The 16405-nt window shown below is 54.8% G+C and carries 14 protein-coding genes; 5 read left to right on the forward strand and 9 right to left on the reverse strand.

The annotated features are described in order from the left end of the window. Positions 1-332 precede the first annotated feature (332 nt). From VJ369_RS05140 to VJ369_RS05150, 3 genes are all read left to right on the forward strand, one after another. Positions 333-1226, forward strand: coding sequence for a LysR family transcriptional regulator (locus VJ369_RS05140; RefSeq protein WP_324091046.1), 894 nt, complete (start codon positions 333-335; stop codon positions 1224-1226). 455 nt (positions 1227-1681) lie between these two features. After that, positions 1682-2779 (forward strand): LCP family protein, encoded by a 1098-nt coding sequence (locus VJ369_RS05145; protein WP_324091089.1) that lies wholly within the window; start codon positions 1682-1684, stop codon positions 2777-2779. Positions 2780-2980: 201 nt separating this feature from the next. Further along, on the forward strand, positions 2981-3367 hold the full coding sequence (locus VJ369_RS05150) for a Sec-independent protein translocase TatB (RefSeq protein WP_324091047.1): 387 nt from the start codon (positions 2981-2983) through the stop codon (positions 3365-3367). Between the two features lie 214 nt (positions 3368-3581). On the opposite strand, the gene VJ369_RS05155 is transcribed toward VJ369_RS05150, so the two are convergent. The 5 genes from VJ369_RS05155 to VJ369_RS05175 all read right to left on the reverse strand — a co-directional run bounded on the left by VJ369_RS05155 (position 3582) and on the right by VJ369_RS05175 (position 9129). Next, positions 3582-4064 (reverse strand): HtaA domain-containing protein, encoded by a 483-nt coding sequence (locus VJ369_RS05155; protein ID WP_324091048.1) that lies wholly within the window; start codon positions 4062-4064, stop codon positions 3582-3584. 87 nt (positions 4065-4151) lie between these two features. Next, positions 4152-4613 carry a hypothetical protein gene (locus VJ369_RS05160; protein WP_324091049.1) on the reverse strand — a complete coding sequence of 154 codons (462 nt, stop codon included), beginning with the start codon at positions 4611-4613 and terminating at the stop codon, positions 4152-4154. Between the two features lie 127 nt (positions 4614-4740). Next, complete coding sequence (locus VJ369_RS05165) at positions 4741-6111, reverse strand: FAD-binding oxidoreductase (protein WP_324091050.1); 1371 nt, start codon at positions 6109-6111, stop codon at positions 4741-4743. 94 nt (positions 6112-6205) lie between these two features. Continuing rightward, positions 6206-7576, reverse strand: coding sequence for an aspartate aminotransferase family protein (locus tag VJ369_RS05170; RefSeq protein ID WP_324091051.1), 1371 nt, complete (start codon positions 7574-7576; stop codon positions 6206-6208). A gap of 44 nt (positions 7577-7620) precedes the next feature. Continuing rightward, positions 7621-9129 carry a CoA-acylating methylmalonate-semialdehyde dehydrogenase gene (locus tag VJ369_RS05175; RefSeq protein WP_324091052.1) on the reverse strand — a complete coding sequence of 503 codons (1509 nt, stop codon included), beginning with the start codon at positions 9127-9129 and terminating at the stop codon, positions 7621-7623. A gap of 123 nt (positions 9130-9252) precedes the next feature. Here VJ369_RS05175 and VJ369_RS05180 point away from each other — a divergent pair, with 123 nt between their 5' ends. Next, on the forward strand, positions 9253-10875 hold the full coding sequence (locus tag VJ369_RS05180) for a PucR family transcriptional regulator (RefSeq protein ID WP_324091053.1): 1623 nt from the start codon (positions 9253-9255) through the stop codon (positions 10873-10875). Between the two features lie 168 nt (positions 10876-11043). Here the strand turns inward: VJ369_RS05180 and VJ369_RS05185 are convergent, their stop codons facing one another. Beyond that, entirely contained in the window at positions 11044-13002 is a 1959-nt protein-coding gene (locus VJ369_RS05185) for an acyl-CoA dehydrogenase family protein (RefSeq protein ID WP_324091054.1), read from the reverse strand. Between the two features lie 187 nt (positions 13003-13189). Next, positions 13190-13861 carry a helix-turn-helix transcriptional regulator gene (locus VJ369_RS05190; RefSeq protein ID WP_324091055.1) on the reverse strand — a complete coding sequence of 224 codons (672 nt, stop codon included), beginning with the start codon at positions 13859-13861 and terminating at the stop codon, positions 13190-13192. 93 nt (positions 13862-13954) lie between these two features. Between VJ369_RS05190 and VJ369_RS05195 the strand changes: the two genes are divergently transcribed. After that, positions 13955-14371, forward strand: a complete 417-nt coding sequence (locus tag VJ369_RS05195) for a DoxX family membrane protein (protein ID WP_105675872.1) — start codon at positions 13955-13957, stop codon at positions 14369-14371. An 86-nt stretch (positions 14372-14457) separates the two neighbouring features. Here VJ369_RS05195 and VJ369_RS05200 read toward each other — a convergent pair whose 3' ends face one another. Then, complete coding sequence (locus VJ369_RS05200) at positions 14458-15840, reverse strand: aspartate aminotransferase family protein (protein ID WP_324091056.1); 1383 nt, start codon at positions 15838-15840, stop codon at positions 14458-14460. Next, entirely contained in the window at positions 15837-16310 is a 474-nt protein-coding gene (locus VJ369_RS05205) for an Lrp/AsnC family transcriptional regulator (RefSeq protein ID WP_324091057.1), read from the reverse strand. Before VJ369_RS05205 ends, VJ369_RS05200 begins: the two co-directional genes overlap by 4 nt. Positions 16311-16405: the final 95 nt, after the last annotated feature.

Below are 16405 nucleotides of genomic sequence, written 5' to 3' on the forward strand. Positions count from 1 at the left end.
TGATCTCTGCGCTCCTAATTCGGCAAACCCAAAATAGATTCCACGAGGTATAGGCCGATAGGAGCTCTTCTAGCTTTATCTTTGCTTCGGCGGGTTCGTACTCTTGAACACGGCGTGTTATTCACTGCCTCGACCGCGGTCAGCATGCCCGTAGTATTTACTAACGCAGTGGCAATAGTACCAAAGCCTGTCGAACGCCCAACAGTCGGACAACGAGGAAGCATCAGGATCAGTGGTTGTGCTGGCGATTCTTCATGTAACACCTTGGCAGGAACGATCTCTACGCGCCACTGGACCGATTGCGTCACAACGTATAAGGAATCAATAACTACATGGTTAGAGAGCACCTCGACAGCAGTATTTCGCTGGCTCAAATTGAAGCAATAATAACGATAGTGGACTATGGCTCGTTTACGGCGGCTGCAGATATTTTGGGGATCTCGCAACCCTCATTGTCTCGTCGGATCCGCGCTCTTGAACGAATCCTTGGAGTGCCAGTTTTTCGTGCAGCGGGACGGGATATGGTGCTCACAGAGTTTGGACGAAGCATCGTCCCGTCTGGGCGGCGTGCATTACGTGAAATGGCCGCTATCGGTGTTACTGCTTCGTCTAATCGTGCATTGACCTCCGGATCCTTGCGTATCGCTGGGCTGCCCTCGCTTGTGGCGGGGATAATGCCTGAATATCTGGGACCGTTTCACCGGCGCCATCCGGGAATCCGGATCGAAATTTTGAGCGTGGAAGACCACGATCAGCTTGTCGAAGCACTTCGTTTAAACCGCGCGGATCTCGCTTTCGGAGTGAACCAGCGTATTCCAGCTGATCTAACCGGGCGTTCTCTTCGAGATCAGCAATTCTCGGCCGTTGTTTCTCAGGATTTAAACTTAGGCTCCGAGGTAAAACTTGACGCGGATATTCTCAACTCACTGACCTTGGTGACTCTTCCACAGGGAACTTCAATCCGTAGGATCACCGATGAGGTGTATCGGAATATCAAGGCCGCCGCCCCGCGGCTAATCACCACAACTCAGCGTGACGCGTTGGTGAATTTGAGCATAGCGACCGGCGGCATCACGATGGTTCCCCGAGTGCTGGCCAGCACGGCCCAGATCTTTGGCGGCCAGCAGATTCCCTTAGACCTATCTGCGGCCAGACCTTTGGGCATCTTCTATCGGCGCGAAGAATTCGGCAATCCTGCCCTGGAGAAGTTCGTTGAGTACATGTGAGTTTGAAATCTCAATGGTAATTCCGGTCCCGCAAGATGGCGCCGAAAACATCGTGTCTCATGCATCTGACGTATAGATCAGATCGTGCCTGCTATTGGTTTTCATGAATCACCCCGTGTTCTGCTGGATATGTATATCGCTACAGGACACAAACAGGGGAAAACGGATCCATGACCTTCCAACGATCGCCGGCATCCGGCAGACGATTTTTTCTGCGGCGCCGCCGGCGCATTTTCGCTGTGACTGCGATTGTGATCTCCCTGGCTGTACTCGTAGTTGCCTGTTTTGGGATTCTGCGTCTGCAAGGAAATATCAAGGTTTCAGCACTTAGAGCTTCTGAGGTCGATATCCCTGATTCGAGCCAGGGAATAAACGTGCTGATCCTTGGGTCGGATAGTCGCGAGTTCAGTTCTACGGGTTTTGGTGCTGACACAGGTTCTCAACGTAGCGACTCCATGCTCCTGATGCATCTACCCCCGGGCAATGGGCGTATCGAAGCAATCCAGATTCCTCGGGATACTGTACTGTATCGCCCAGCATGTGAAGATACCGGGTTCGGATCTTATGCCGGTGGGTATGGCATGATCAACTCCGCGCTTAATTACGGTCCGGCTTGTTCGGTCGCTGCCGTGGAAGAACTCACCGGCGTTCACCTGAATCACTTTATTGAAGTGAATTTTGAAGGATTTATTTCGATCGTCAACGCGCTGGATGGAATCAAGGTTTGCCTGAACAACTCGATGCAGGATTCCAAAGCAAATCTGAACCTTTCAGCGGGGCAACAGACTCTGGACGGACCGGACGCGCTCGCCTTAGCTCGTACCCGACACGCTATTGGTGATGGAAGCGATATTGCCCGCTTGGGTAACCAACAGATGGTGATGTCCGCAATTGTGCAACGGGCCAAGAGCAAAGAAGTGCTCACACGTCCAGACCGGCTCTATGCATTCCTTGACGCGATTACCTCCGCCATGACTGTCGACCCTGATTTAAGTACGCTGGCTGACCTTGCGGGCTTGGCAGCAAGAATTCAAACAGTACCCACCGATCAGATAACTTTCACCACGATGCCCACTGAACCGGCTCCGGAAAATCCCAACCGCGTGGTGCCGGCCCCTGACGCGAAGCTCATCTTTGAACGCATCAGCCAAGATATTCCGGTGAACTCGGAAAAGAATGATCATCTCAGTAGAAAAGAAACGGCAGAGTCGGCAATTAGTGGGGTAAATGTCCTCATAACTAACGGCACAAATGTCAACGGTCTTGCAAGCCAATATTCCGAGCTGGCGACGTCCAGTGGCTTCACGGTCTCAGGAATCACTAACTCTCCAACACTACAAAAACAGACGCGGTTGTTAATCCCTGATACGAAAGGAGCGAAAAAGGTTGCCACTGAGTTGGCCAAAGCCACGAAGCTCGACGTAAAAACAACCGTTTATGGAGGTGAAGGCCTCCAGCTGGTGCTTGGTCAGGATTACGCAGATCTGCAAGTTCCGGAGAATAAAACAATTACGGCGCGTAGTCGCCAGGCAAACCAGGACCTCTGCGGTTAAAGAACATGCGAGGTGTCACAGCAAATGCGGAATTCTGAAGATAACGAAATTTAAGTTACTGCCCTCAAAGCGATTGCGTGGTCAACCTGCGACGAAACTTTATCGCGGTTGCGGACCTGTAGTTCATAATTTCCGCGATAGTCATTGTGGGGTCGGGATCGGGTCGGATGAAACGGCGGATAGTACCAAGGGGTGATTCGAATGAGCGTCGCAGGTATCAACAGCAGTGAGTTCGTCGTTCTCTGTATTCTTGCAGCTGTTTTGATCGGACCTGAAAAACTTCCGCAATACGCAAGAAAACTTGCGACCTTAATCCGGGAATTACGGCGTCTTGCCGACGGTGCTCAAGAACAGCTACGTCAGGAGCTGGGCGATGAATTCAATGAACTGAATCTAGCGAAGTTCAATCTGCGCCATTACGATCCGCGCAGTATCATCAGAGATGCGCTACTGGAAGAATCTGATGATCGTGCATCGGATGGCAGGCGGGAAGGCCACACACCCAGGGATCAATACGAATCAACGCAACTAGAAACAGCAATTACGCCAACATCTGTGCAAGCACCTTTCGACAACGAAGCCACATAAAGCCGTTCCTGAATTGAAAGAGAAGAAGTAGAGTCTTCCTACGCCAATAACGGCTTCGCGTGTTAACCTGCGGCCTTTCAGCGGTAGAGTCCGTTGCTGGGGCAGGCATAGGCTCTGTTCTTGACAAATTCCGGGGGAGGCAGCTGGGGTAAACCTGCTGGTGCGACTCGTGCATTATGGAAATAGTTGCGGTCCCGTGCTTTGTGTCTAGTGATTAGCCACGCAGGACAATCTCTACTGGTTCCATCTCCTGGCCAGCTTTGTACTGACCGTTAAACAAGACCGAGCCCTGGTCGGTGAGCCGTGCTTCAAAGCGGGTTTTGACTAAGCCGAAAGCGTTTGACGCCGTGGTCTCGGTTAGTTCGGCCAAGGGCGCGCGGGTACCGGACTGGTCTGCCACGCTGAGCAGGATCTTGTCACCATGCTCCTCGATGTGCGGTTCAATCAGATCCAGTTTCATCATCCCGCCGTGTCCTTCGAACGAGACGTTGCCTCTAAAATGAAGTTCTCCCTCGGGAGCTTCGGTCTGGTCGGACACCGGGAATGCCAGGTTATTTCCAACTTGCCAGACACCATTGGAAGCTTCGATTCGCCCGTCGGGCAGCGATGAAATATATCCTACGAAGGACGCTTTTAAGCCCCATTGCAGGTGAGGCTGAAACGGATCACCAACCGGTGCACCATTCATTCCCATCATCGTGTTTCCCCTTTTTATATAGGCGCTTCATGTGGTGCGCAAATTAGATCCGGGGATCAGTATTACATACTCGCTAGTTTTGGGAGACTACTCATTACGTTTGTCGCGCTCGTGATACCAAACCTTTTCGATAAATGGTTCTCCGGAGCTCTGGAGCATAACCTCAACATCATCAAAGACCGTACCGTCCGGCAACGTGAGGTCTGCGGTAGCCCATGAGCCATTCCACGGTCCCAACTCAAGATGAGTGGGATTGTATTTAAGCTGAATATTAGCTTCCAAGTTATTCCTTGAATCGAAATAACCGGTGGCACCCATGGCAAGGAACACGATGGTCAAGATTGCAACGAGCGCAGAGACGATCAACTCAATGCGAATGGAGGAACGCAATGCGTACGTTTGGTATCCGTCGGCTAACGTGGCGAACTTTCGCCTGCGCAGCATCCCGTGAATGAGCAGGGGAACGAAGATCAGCAAGCAAACTACTGCAACGCCGAGGTAGAACAGTGGGATCACGAAGTTGACATCGGCGAATTCACTGGCATTCATCGCATTATTCTAACGAGAATAATACTAGTTAGCTAGAGCAAATAAACACTATCTGATGTCGCAAACACGTGATTGCACGGGCGGTTTGGTATTCGCCGCCCGCGCAATCAATTTCGATTCGTCGGGGCTAGATTGCTTTGCCTGGATTCAGAATTCCTTGCGGGTCAAAGACCGCGCGTAACCGTCGCTGTAACTGCAAGGATGTCTCGCCAATTTCTTCGGCGAGCCAGTCCTGCTTGAGCAACCCGATTCCGTGTTCTCCCGTGAGCGTGCCGCCTAATTCCTTAGCCAGATAGAACATGTCAGCCAACGCAAGTTTCGCGGCCCCCGTAGTAATGGATTGCCCTTCGGGAACCACAATGATTGGGTGTAGATTTCCGTCCGCTGCGTGAGCAATCGTGAAAATTTCTACGCCACGCTCGGCTTCGATGCGTTGCAACCCGGCGAATGCTTCGGCCAGTCGATTGCGCGGCACACCGATGTCGCAGATAGATACCATACCCAGTAACTCCATGCTTGGGATTGCTTGGCGGCGCGCTTCGATCAGTGCCTGGGCTTCTTCGTCAGTTTCGGCAAGTTCAACATGGCTGGCCAACGGGGCAATTGCTTGGGTGAGTGCTTGCATCTCCAGTTGTGCACCAAACCCATCGGTCTGTGCCAACAATAACGCTCCACCACGCTGTTGATGATCGGTCCCCAGCGCTGCATCTATCGCCCCCAGGGATTTGCCGTCCATCAGTTCGAGTACCGAGGGTTGCAGACGGGCAGCGATGACCGCCGAGGCGGCCTGCGCGGCGGTATTTTCATCGGCGAAGTAGGCGGCCAAGGTGGAGGTGAACCGTGGTTTGGGACGCAAGCGGAGTACCGCTTCCACCACGATGCCTAAGGTGCCCTCGGAACCAATGAGCAAGGCATTCATGTCATACCCGGCTGCGCCCTTGATGGTGCGACGTCCGGTGCGCAATAGCTGGCCATCTGGCAACACCACCAACAGGCTAAGTACGGACTCGCGGGTCACTCCATACTTGGCGCACCACATGCCGCCCGCGTTGGTGGCAATATTCCCGCCAATGGAGCAGATTGCGGTACTTGCTGGGTCTGGCGCGTAGAACAGTTCATGTTCCCCGGCCGCCCGATTTACCTCAGCATTGAGCACTCCTGGCTGGACTACGGCAAGCTGCTCTACGGGATCAATGGCTAAGATCTGGTTCATCCGCGACAGATCGAGCACCACCTCGCCTGCTTGTGCACAGGATCCTGCGGCCAGACCGGTGCCAGCTCCACGCGGAACGATCTTCACCCCGTGCTGATGGGCCAGACTCATCGCCAACACCACATCATCGATGTTTTGGGCAAAGATCACCCCGTCGGCAAAGCTGTCCGGGACAAAACCGGAACGGTCAATGCTTGCCTGCTGGCAGGCTTGCTGATCTGTAGAAGCTTGTGGATGTGCGTTCAGCAGCAATGCGGTGGACTCGTTGAGTTCTGTGGGGATCACTTTGACGTCCTGGTCTTAGTAGGGAAGAAAAATGCTAAAAAAGGCCCGGAGGAAACACCATATGTGCTTCCTCCGGGCCTTAGATTGCTCATCGTCAGGCGGTCACGAACGTGTCCGCGACAACCAGTGCCTGCTCCAGGCGATCTAGTGCCTCGATAAGAACCTCGTCCGGAATGTTCATGGCCGGAACCACATGCAGTCTGTTGAAGTTTGCGAACGGCAACAGACCGGCGGACTTGGCCGCCGCGATGACCTCATTCATTTCAGCTGATGAGCCGCCGTAGGCCGCTAAGGGCTCACGAGTTTCACGATTCTTCACCAGCTCAATGGCCCAGAACACTCCGGTGCCACGCACCTCGCCAACCGACGGATGGTTGGCGTAGAAACGTTCCAGACGGGGACCGATAATTTCCTCGCCGAGGCGCTTCGCATTGGCGATCATATTTTCGTCTTCCATGGCGGTGATGGTTGCCACCGCCGCAGCGCATGCCAGTGGGTGCCCGGAATATGTCAGGCCTCCGGGGTACTGCCGTTCGCGGAAGGTCTCATAGATTGCCTCGCTGATTGCCACACCACCGAGTGGAACATAGCCGGAGTTCACTCCCTTGGCGAAGGTCAACAGATCTGGGGTGACATCCCAGTGATTGACCGCGAACCATTCCCCGGAACGGCCGAAGCCTGCCATGACCTCATCGGCGATGTAAACGATCCCGTATTTACGGGTCAACTCCCGCACTCCCGCTAAGTAACCTGCCGGTGGCAGGTATATTCCGGCGGTGCCTGGAATCGATTCGAGGATTAGCGCGCCGATAGTCGAGGCACCTTCCAAGATGATGGTGTCCTCCAAATGCTTCAGCGCCCGCTCGGTTTCCTCGGCTTCGGTGGTTGATCCAAAGTAGGAACGGTAAGGATAAGCAGGGAAGAAGTGCACCACCCCGTCGGTTGCGTGATCCGAGGCATGACGACGTGGATCTCCGGTCACGTTCACCGCGAGGTGAGTGCCGCCGTGATAGGAACGGTAGGCGGAAAGTACCTTGTGTTTCCCGGTATGCAGCCGTGCCATACGAATCGCGTGTTCCACCGCATCGGCACCACCGTTGGTAAAGAAGATCCGGTTCAAATCCCCCGGGGTCCGTTCGGCGATGAGCCGGGCCGCCTCGGAACGTGCGTCATTAACATGCTGCGGGGCAATGGTGGCAATCTTGCCCGCCTGCTCCTGAATCGCTGCGATGACCTTGGGGTGCTGGTGGCCAATATTTGTGTTCACTAGCTGACTGGAAATATCAATCAGTTGGCGCCCTTCGCCATCCCAGACATAAGAGTCCTGAGTTTTCAGGATGGTCATCGGAGCGAATGGCCCCTGGGCCTGCCACGAATGAAATACGTGGTCGCGATCCAGCTGGTAGGCGCGCTTGCCTGCCTCAATCTCTTCCGCCGAAATTTCGGTGGTGAGCTGCTCGGTCATGAATCTAGTTCTTTCTACTGGAACCACTGAGAAGGGGATGCAGACTAGTCGTTCTGCGGGAAGCCGAGGTTGATGCCGCCGTGGCTTGGATCAAGCCAACGCTTGGTGACGACCTTGTTGCGGGTGAAGAACTTGAAGCCCTCCGGACCGTAAGCATGCTGATCACCGAACAACGAGGCTTTCCACCCACCGAAGGAGTGGTAGCCCACCGGTACCGGAATCGGCACGTTCACGCCGACCATGCCCACCTGGATTTCGTTCTCAAAACGCCGGGCGGCGCCACCGTCGTTGGTGAAGATCGCGGTGCCGTTGCCGTACTTCGAGGCGTTGATCAGGTCGATTCCTTCGTTGAAGGTATCGACCCGAACTACCGACAGGACGGGGCCGAAGATTTCATCGGTGTAGATGGACATATCGGTACCGACTTTGTCGAACAGGGTTGGGTGCAAGAAGAACCCATTTCCGTCGGCATCCAGCGCTCCGGTGCGGCCATCTACTACCAGCTCCGCGCCGGAGCTAATGCCTTGCTCGATGTATCCGGCGACCTTGTCACGGTGTTCGCCGGTGATCAGTGGGCCCATATCGCAACCACGAGTTCCATCGCCTACGCGCAGCTTCTTAGCACGTTCGGCAATCTTAGCGACTAGTTCATCGGCAATGGTCTCGAGCGCAACCACTACGGAGATCGCCATGCAACGCTCACCGGCGGCGCCGAATCCGGCGTTCACCGCCATATCTGCCGCGAGTTCTAGATCTGCATCTGGCAATACGAGCATGTGGTTTTTTGCTCCGCCGAACGCCTGAACACGCTTGCCATGGGCGGTACCTGTGGAGTACACGTACTGCGCGATGGGGGTGGACCCAACGAAGGATACGGTATCCACTCGTGGGTCGGTCAACAGGGTATCCACTGATTCCTTATCACCATGTACAACATTGAGCACACCTTCGGGCAGACCGGCTTCGGCGAAGAGCTCTGCCATCCACTGTGCAGCCGTAGGATCCTTTTCCGAAGGCTTGAGCACAACGGTGTTACCCGAGGCGATGGCTACCGGGAAGAACCAGAGGGGAACCATTGCCGGGAAGTTGAATGGAGAGATGATGGCGGAGACACCGACCGGCTGACGCAGGGACTGGACATCCACACCGGTGGAAGCGTTCTCGGAGTATTCGCCCTTGAGCAGGTAAGGGGCATTGCAGCATAGCTCGACAATTTCCATGCCACGGGCAATTTCGCCCAAGGCGTCGTCCAATACCTTGCCGTGTTCGGCGGTGATGATGGCGGCCAGTTCACCCTTGCGTTCGGCAAGCAGCTGACGGTAGTTGAACATGATGGCGGTGCGGCGAGCCAGCGAGGTGTCACGCCACTTCGGGAATGCTTCGCGGGCGGAGGCGATTGCTGCCTCGGTAGTTTTCTTGGAAGCGAGGGCTACTTCGCGCGCTACTTCACCGGTGGCTGGATTGTAGACCTTAGCGGTGCGGGTATCGCCCTCACCGGTGAATGGAGCGTTGTTAACCCAGTGCTGCAGAGTTTCGGTGACAGTAGTCGTCATGGATCTTCCCTTCAAAGCGTGAATTGATATCTGACTCCATCTTGCGTCACCAATATGACTGGCGACACATGCAATGTGTCATGATTTAGTAGGTAACACTTACGCTTTGTAAAGGTGTGCATGATGAGTACAAGAACCGCGAGGTCTTTGACCATGGGTGATGTCTTGGCTTTGCCGGTAGTTCAAGACGCGGATCCGCTGATTCTCTCGGGGGCGAAAAACCTGGATGTGAACCTGCGTTGGGTCCATGTCACCGAATCGGCAGACAACGTTGATCTGCTCTTTGGGCGCGAGGTGGTGCTGACGACCTTACGCAATGTGGAACCAACGGTGGAACGCTTGCGCTCATTCATGAACCAACTAGCCCACGCTGGTGCCGCCGGAGTGATCGTTGAACTTCTAGTTGACCCGGGCCACGTGGACCCGCAGGTGGCAAAACACTTAGCTGACGCCGCACAGGGTCTGGAACTACCGGTGATCCACCTGCGGAAAAAAGTACGTTTTGTGCAGATCACCGAGGTCATCCACGAACGGCTTGTTTCCGAACAACTGGCTGCCGTGCAGTTCTCCCGCAACGTCCACGAAATCTACACCGAACTCTCGCTGAACGAAGCTGATGAACAACGGATCGTGGAACGCACCTCCGAGCTGCTTGGCGCTCCGGTAGTCCTCGAAGACGTACGCCACCACGTGCTGGCTCACGCCGGAGCCGGATACGGCGCCGAGTCGGTGCTGGCACATTGGATGAACCGCTCAAAATTTGTGGGGTACGCGGAGCAAACCGGGCGTGGACACGGCACCGAAAACTGGCTGCAAACCCCAGTAGGCGCGGTGCGTAACCGTTGGGGCCGGTTAGTCGTCCCGGACGAACTAGACGATGAACATAACGCGGCATTGGTTCTTGAACGTGCCGGCCAGACCTTAACTATCGCCAGGCTCTCCGGGCGTGACCAACGTGAATTGCTCTATCAAGCACGCACCTCCATGATGCATGAGCTGCAGCAGCATCATTCATATACGGACAAGGAAGTCACTGTCCGCGCCCAATCTCTAGGCCTCGAGAGCGGATCGCACTACGTACCGCTAGTCATCGCCCTGGCCGAAGCGGAGAATTACAGCCCCACAGACCTGCAGCTTCGCGAACGAGAAGTGTTGGAAGTGATTGACCAAGTGGCAGAAAACATGCGAGTAGGAGTGCTTGCAGGCTCACTGCGCTCAGGGTGCCTTGCAGTTATTGTGCCGGTATCCGCCAAACAACTGGTAGCCAACGCCTTGCAGCGGTTTACCCGCCAACTCACCGAAATGCTCACAACGCACATTGCCATCGGAGTTGCAGCGGAGGAGATCAGCATTGGCGCCAGCGCTCGCCGGTTGGAAGAGGCCGCACACGTGGCCGAGATTGTCCCTAACCTTCCTACCCGGGCCCGTCCCTATTATCGTTTTGCGGATCTGCGTCTGCGCGGGGTGCTTTCTGCCATGGGGCAGGATGCACGAATGCGAAGCTTTGCGCTTACCGAACTATCCGGATTGCTTTCCCCCGTGGACCCAGATGGGCTTGAACTGCTGGAGCTGTTTCTCAACCATGGGGGAAATAAGAGCAGCCTAGCTAAGGAAAGCTACCTATCTCGTCCCACGCTTTACGCCCGACTGGCGAAACTGGAAGACAAGCTTGGTGTTTCGCTGGGAACTGCGGAATCCAGGGCGAGCCTGCAAGTTGCGTTGCTTTGGTATCGAATGCATGGATAACAGCAAAACTAGTCTGACGCAGGTACTCAACTAGGACGCGACGACCTATTGTGCGCTGAATTTTCGGCGCATGACGCATGGGCGGAACGCTGAGTTAGGCAGCCTAGTTTTGCTGAGCATCACCCCAGCATGCAACAGATTCTTCTAAAGCTAATCTCAGCTCCGGAGTCATCCTTCGGTGCCATATGGTTGACGTGCATCGGGCATGCTCTGGGCTGACCACTCGGCGATCCATGGACCGGTATTTTCGGAAACATCGCGCACGCCGTCTTCGAGCCATTCAAAATCTCCGTTCAAGAGTTTGGACGCAATTTGTTCATCACGGTGGGTGGTGTTGTTCCATAAGTGCCTAAAATGTTCTTCGCATCGTTTGGTTGCTTGGTCGCAAAATGCCTGTGCGAGCGTCTCTGCGGAGAATCTTTCGGATGCTCCAGCATCATGCAAGGACAGAGTCTTAGTGATTGTTGCTGCCATCGCAAAAAGTTCGGCACCGATATCAACGATGTGGCCGAGGAAGACTTGCTGTTTATCCATGCCTGCTTGCCAGCGCGCCATCCCTGCAAAAGTTTGACGCGCCAAACGTCTAGAGCTTCGTTCAATAAAGCGCAGGTGCTTGGCCAGCGGGCCCTGCTCCGAAAAGGACCCTGGCACGGTCCCGGCTCCGACCATAAGTTTGGGTAACCAGCGGGCGTAGAAGCCGGACGCATCAACGGCGGCTCGGGCTTTATCCTCCAGACTGGAGCCTGCCTGCGCCAGCGCTCCAGCTGCTTGCAAGTGTGCGTCCACCGCTTCACGGGCAATCAGTAGATGCATGATTTCGGTGGAACCTTCGAAGATGCGGTTAATGCGTAAATCGCGAAGTAGCTGTTCGGCGGGCACCGCACGTTCTCCCCGGGCGGCTTGGGAGGCAGCCGTTTCGTAGCCCCGGCCGCCACGAATCTGAATTAGCTCATCAACAATTTTGCAGGAGACCTCGGAACTGTAGAGCTTTGCGAGGGCCGCTTCGATTCGGACATCTTTCATGCCTGCATCTGCCAGGCTCGCGCTCAGCTCGAAGACCGCTTCCAGAGCGTAGGTGCTCGCTGCCATGTAGGAGAGCTTGGCGGCAACTGCTTGGTGCTTACCTACGGGCAGGCCCCATTGCACTCGGGCTGCTGACCATTCACGGGCAATTTTGGTGGACCATTTTCCTGCTCCTGCGCACATGGCAGGAATGGACAACCGACCGGTATTTAATGTGCTCAGCGCAATTTTCAGCCCGGAACCCTCACGGCTCAGACGATTTTCCACCGGAACACGCACCGCGGAGAACCGTGTCACACCGTTTTCGATTCCACGCAGTCCCATAAATGCGTTGCGATTTTCTACGGTGATGCCGGCGCTGTTTGCTTCCACGATAAAGGCGGTAATCCCGCCCTTGCCTGCAGGTTCGGCGCCTTGAGCCTCATGTGGTTTGACCAGCGCCATAACGACGAGTAAATCGGCGACTACACCATTGGTGGTCCAGAGTTTTGATCCTTCGACAATGTAGTGGGTTCCGTCCTCGCTGAGCGTGGCGTAGGTGCCTAGCCGGGCCGGATCAGAGCCAACATCATTTTCGGTGAGCAGGAATGCACTGATCTCGCCAGCCGCACAACGCGGAAGATAGGTGCATTTTTGTTCTGCCGTTCCAAAGCTTTTGACCGGTTCGGGTACGCCGATCGATTGGTGGGCCGAAAGCAATGCACCAAGGGCAGGGCAGACCGAGCCGACTCGCATGAGAGCCCTCCCGTAATCAAGCAGACTCAGTTCCAAGCCACCGTATTCTTCGGGGATCTTCATTCCAAAGGCGCCCACCTCGCGTAGCGCTTTGATGTATTCCCCGGGGATACGCGCTTCTTGTTCAATGCGCGATGCGTCGAACCCGTCGAGGACAGGGATTAGCTGCGCAAGGAATTTTTCACCACGTGCGGCAGATTGCGCATCTTGAACTGGCATGGGGGTGATCAGCGAAAAATCTACGTCGCCCATGTAGATACCTTTGGCGAAACTTGGACGTTCCCACGTCTGTTCACGGGAGGCCTCGGCAATTTTTCGGGCGCTGGCCGCATCAACATTGGTACTAACGGGTTCCGGGTTCGGGCTCATGGCAGATCCTTTGCACTCCAGGCGTTGTTGCCCTGGTGGCATGCTCGCCTGACCACTGGTGGCCCAAGCCTAGCCCTGATTCTGCCGAGAGGATAGAGAAGAAGGAAACCCCTGCCACGTGTTGCATGTGCAACAGCAGCCTCGAGGACTTTGTTCGTTTCAATGCGCGGTAAGTACTTTTTGGCGGCTATTTATTGGATGTGGGATCCAAGCGCACACAGCAGTGCCCGGTTTTGGGCGTTACCGGACAGGAGCGATACGGGGCGTCACTGGTTTCTACGACAGCTCCCAGAAGTTCTCGGTTCATCATGCACACGGTGTCCCTGAATTGTGCGGATAACTGATGAAAAGGGCAATCGGTCAGATGAATTGAGCCTGCCTCATCAGTCTCGGGGAGATATCCGCCTTTAGCGAGCATCTGGTCCAGAGTCTCACCGGACGTTGCTAAGGCTTGGCCTGACTCGCGGGATACCTCGGCGAGCAATTCATTGACCGGACGTTGCTCTCGAGTGGCGCGTTCGATGGCTTGGGCCATGATGTGGGCCGCCAATGTGTATTCGCGGTGCGGGACGCTGGCTTCAATTTCCTGGGTAACCAGCGAATACAGTTTTGAAGGCCGGCCGGAGCCGGGGCCGCTAGACTCACCGAGTTTTCTGAATTCATAGGTCAGTAGGCCTTCCTTCGCTAACCGTTCGAGCTGGAAGGACACGGTATTTCTGGGCAGATCCAACGCCTGAGCGACCGCATCACGGCTGGCAGGCTCGGTGGTTCGGCGCAGATATTCATAGATTTTTGCCCGCAGAGGATCGGCCAAGGCCGAGACGGCGTGGACCGAGCGTTTACGAGAAAAGAGTTGCATAAAAACAGTCTAAATCTAAAGTTGTGATTTGTTGACTTAGAAGCTCGCTAGTTCTAAAGTTATGATTACTACTTTTAGAAAGGAGGGGTCAGCATGTCTTCAATAACAGCTAGATCCTCTGAGTTGCGGTCCCAGGCTTTGGAGCACCAAGCATTCTTGTTGTTGCGAACCATCTTCACGGTGGCGCCGATCTTGTTTGGGCTGGACAAGTTTTTCAACTTGCTCACCGATTGGACCCATTACCTCGCGCCGCTGGCAACTGACATCATCCCGGTGTCGCCGGAATTGTTTATGTACGCTGTAGGCGTTGTCGAAATCGCGGCCGGTATCTTGGTGGCGTTGCGACCGAAGATCGGTTCGGTGGTGGTGAGCCTCTGGTTGTTGGGGATCATCGTGAACTTGCTGATACTTCCTGGCTACTTTGACGTCGCATTGCGTGACTTCGGCCTGTTGATCGGAGCGTTGGCGCTGAATCGCCTGGCCTCGGCTCGAACGGCACTGCAGCGCTAAATCACCCCAGAAAAACAAAGCTGGCGGTCGACTCCCTGCGGGGAGTCGACCGGCAGCTTTGTTGTTTGAAAATATCTGATAGTTCGCTAGATCTTATTTGCCGCTTCTTTAAGAACCGAGCGCAGGATCGATTCGATCTGATCAAATTCTGGTTGCGCGATGGTCAGTGGTGGAGCCAGCTGAATCACCGGATCACCGCGATCATCTGCGCGGCAATATAGCCCGGCTTCCCATAGTGCAGGGGAGAGGTACTGACGTAGCAACCTTTCGGATTCATCATCGTTAAAGGTTTCTTTGGTTTTCTTGTCCTTGACCAGTTCAATTCCGTAGAAGTAGCCGGCCCCGCGCACGTCGCCCACGATATCGAGATCCTTGAGCTTATCTAGCGTCGTTTTGAAGTTATCGGCATTGTTCTTGACGTTATCGTTGAGCCCCTCGCGCTCAAAAATATCAAGATTCGCCATCGCCACAGCCGCAGCCACCGGATGACCACCGAAGGTATAACCATGGTAAAAAGTGGTGTCGCCCTTGGTGAACGGCTCAAAGAGTTTGTCTGAAACCACCATGACACCTAATGGAACGTATCCACTGGTCAGTGCCTTGGCCGAGGTGATGATATCCGGGACGTAACCGAAGTCATTGCAGGCGAACATTGAACCGATGCGGCCAAAGGCGCAAATAGTCTCATCGGAAACGAGCAGGACATCGTACTCATCACAGATCTCGCGGACGCGATCAAAATAGCCAGGAGGCGGTGGGAAGCAGCCACCAGAATTCTGAACAGGTTCCAGGAACACCGCGGCGACGGTATCGGCGCCTTCAAATTCAATGGCCTCACGAATTCGCTCCGCAGCCCAAAGTCCGAAGTCTTTCTCGTTGTCGGCAAACATTTCTGGGGCCCGGTAAAAGTTAGTGTTTGGCACTCTAAAGGTTCCCGGAACCAGAGGCTCAAAGGGAGTCTTCATATCCGGCAGGGAAGTAATCGCCAGAGCGCCCTGCGGGGTGCCGTGGTAGGCCAAAGCCCTGGAAATAACTTTCGTTTTTCCCGGGAAACCCTTCATCTTGAAATGCTGTTTGGCCAGTTTGAAAGCTGATTCAACGGCTTCGCCGCCACCAGTGGTGAAGAAGACTCGGTTTAGATCTCCCGGAGCATAGTGCGCTAGGCGTTCGGCGAGATCAATTGCCGGTTCGTGGGCGTAAGACCACAGCGGCATGAAAGCCAATTTTTCTGCCTGTTTTGCTGCCGCTTCGGCGAGTTCCGCACGCCCGTGCCCGGCGTTAACAACAAAGAGCCCGGAGAGCCCATCGATATATTCTTTGCCTTGATCGTCATAGATCTTATGCCCGCTACCGCGGGAAATAATTGGTACGGTCCCACCATCGTGAAGACCTGAGTGGCGTGCCATATGCATCCACAAATGGTCGCGGGCAGCTTGCTGTCGATCGGTACCGCGTGGAGTTTTACTCATCGTGTTCCCCAGTTGTATTCCTGTTTTTTCAGTGAAAGATACGTGTATGTATTAGTGCTGACAACGCCATCGGTGCCGCGAATTTTACTGATAACTCGTAAGAGGTCCTCGTCGCTGGTGCAAATTACTTCGGCCAGGATGTCGGCGCTTCCCGCGGTCACTACGCAGTAGTCCACCTCGGGTACTTCTGCAATTCGATCTGCCGTGGCGTTGATGTCACTTGAAGCGATAATTCCGATCATTGCCTGCCGGGTGAATCCCAGCTCCAATGGATTGGTCACCGCAACAATCTGCATGGCTCGACTGTCCACCAATTTCTGCACGCGCTGACGAACCGCGGCCTCGCTGAGACCCACTGCTTTGCCGATGGCTGCATAGGAACGTCGCCCATCCTCCTGCAGTTGCTCGATGATTTCTTTAGAAATTTCATCGATGGTCGCCGCTACGTGGTTATGCGGTGGCATGGTCATTCGTTATCGACCTCCCGGGTCTTTCGATGCGTAGTCGCCACCCAAAAACTGCCGGCGTTTTGGGTATAGCACCGACCATACATCTACTGATCCAG

The sequence above is a fragment of the Glutamicibacter sp. genome, assembly GCF_035257265.1.
Lineage (GTDB): Bacteria > Actinomycetota > Actinomycetes > Actinomycetales > Micrococcaceae > Glutamicibacter.

Excerpts from the sequence above, each read along its gene's own strand:
- VJ369_RS05145 (WP_324091089.1), top strand. The coding sequence starts at position 1,682 with ATGCTCCTGATGCATCTACCCCCGGGCAATGGGCGTATCGAAGCAATC.
- VJ369_RS05170 (WP_324091051.1), bottom strand. The coding sequence starts at position 7,576 with ATGACCGAGCAGCTCACCACCGAAATTTCGGCGGAAGAGATTGAGGCA.
- VJ369_RS05175 (WP_324091052.1), bottom strand. The coding sequence starts at position 9,129 with ATGACGACTACTGTCACCGAAACTCTGCAGCACTGGGTTAACAACGCT.
- VJ369_RS05140 (WP_324091046.1), top strand. The coding sequence starts at position 333 with ATGGTTAGAGAGCACCTCGACAGCAGTATTTCGCTGGCTCAAATTGAA.
- VJ369_RS05150 (WP_324091047.1), top strand. The coding sequence starts at position 2,981 with ATGAGCGTCGCAGGTATCAACAGCAGTGAGTTCGTCGTTCTCTGTATT.
- VJ369_RS05185 (WP_324091054.1), bottom strand. The coding sequence starts at position 13,002 with ATGAGCCCGAACCCGGAACCCGTTAGTACCAATGTTGATGCGGCCAGC.
- VJ369_RS05195 (WP_105675872.1), top strand. The coding sequence starts at position 13,955 with ATGTCTTCAATAACAGCTAGATCCTCTGAGTTGCGGTCCCAGGCTTTG.
- VJ369_RS05155 (WP_324091048.1), bottom strand. The coding sequence starts at position 4,064 with ATGATGGGAATGAATGGTGCACCGGTTGGTGATCCGTTTCAGCCTCAC.
- VJ369_RS05200 (WP_324091056.1), bottom strand. The coding sequence starts at position 15,840 with ATGAGTAAAACTCCACGCGGTACCGATCGACAGCAAGCTGCCCGCGAC.
- VJ369_RS05160 (WP_324091049.1), bottom strand. The coding sequence starts at position 4,613 with ATGAATGCCAGTGAATTCGCCGATGTCAACTTCGTGATCCCACTGTTC.
- VJ369_RS05205 (WP_324091057.1), bottom strand. The coding sequence starts at position 16,310 with ATGACCATGCCACCGCATAACCACGTAGCGGCGACCATCGATGAAATT.
- VJ369_RS05190 (WP_324091055.1), bottom strand. The coding sequence starts at position 13,861 with ATGCAACTCTTTTCTCGTAAACGCTCGGTCCACGCCGTCTCGGCCTTG.
- VJ369_RS05180 (WP_324091053.1), top strand. The coding sequence starts at position 9,253 with ATGAGTACAAGAACCGCGAGGTCTTTGACCATGGGTGATGTCTTGGCT.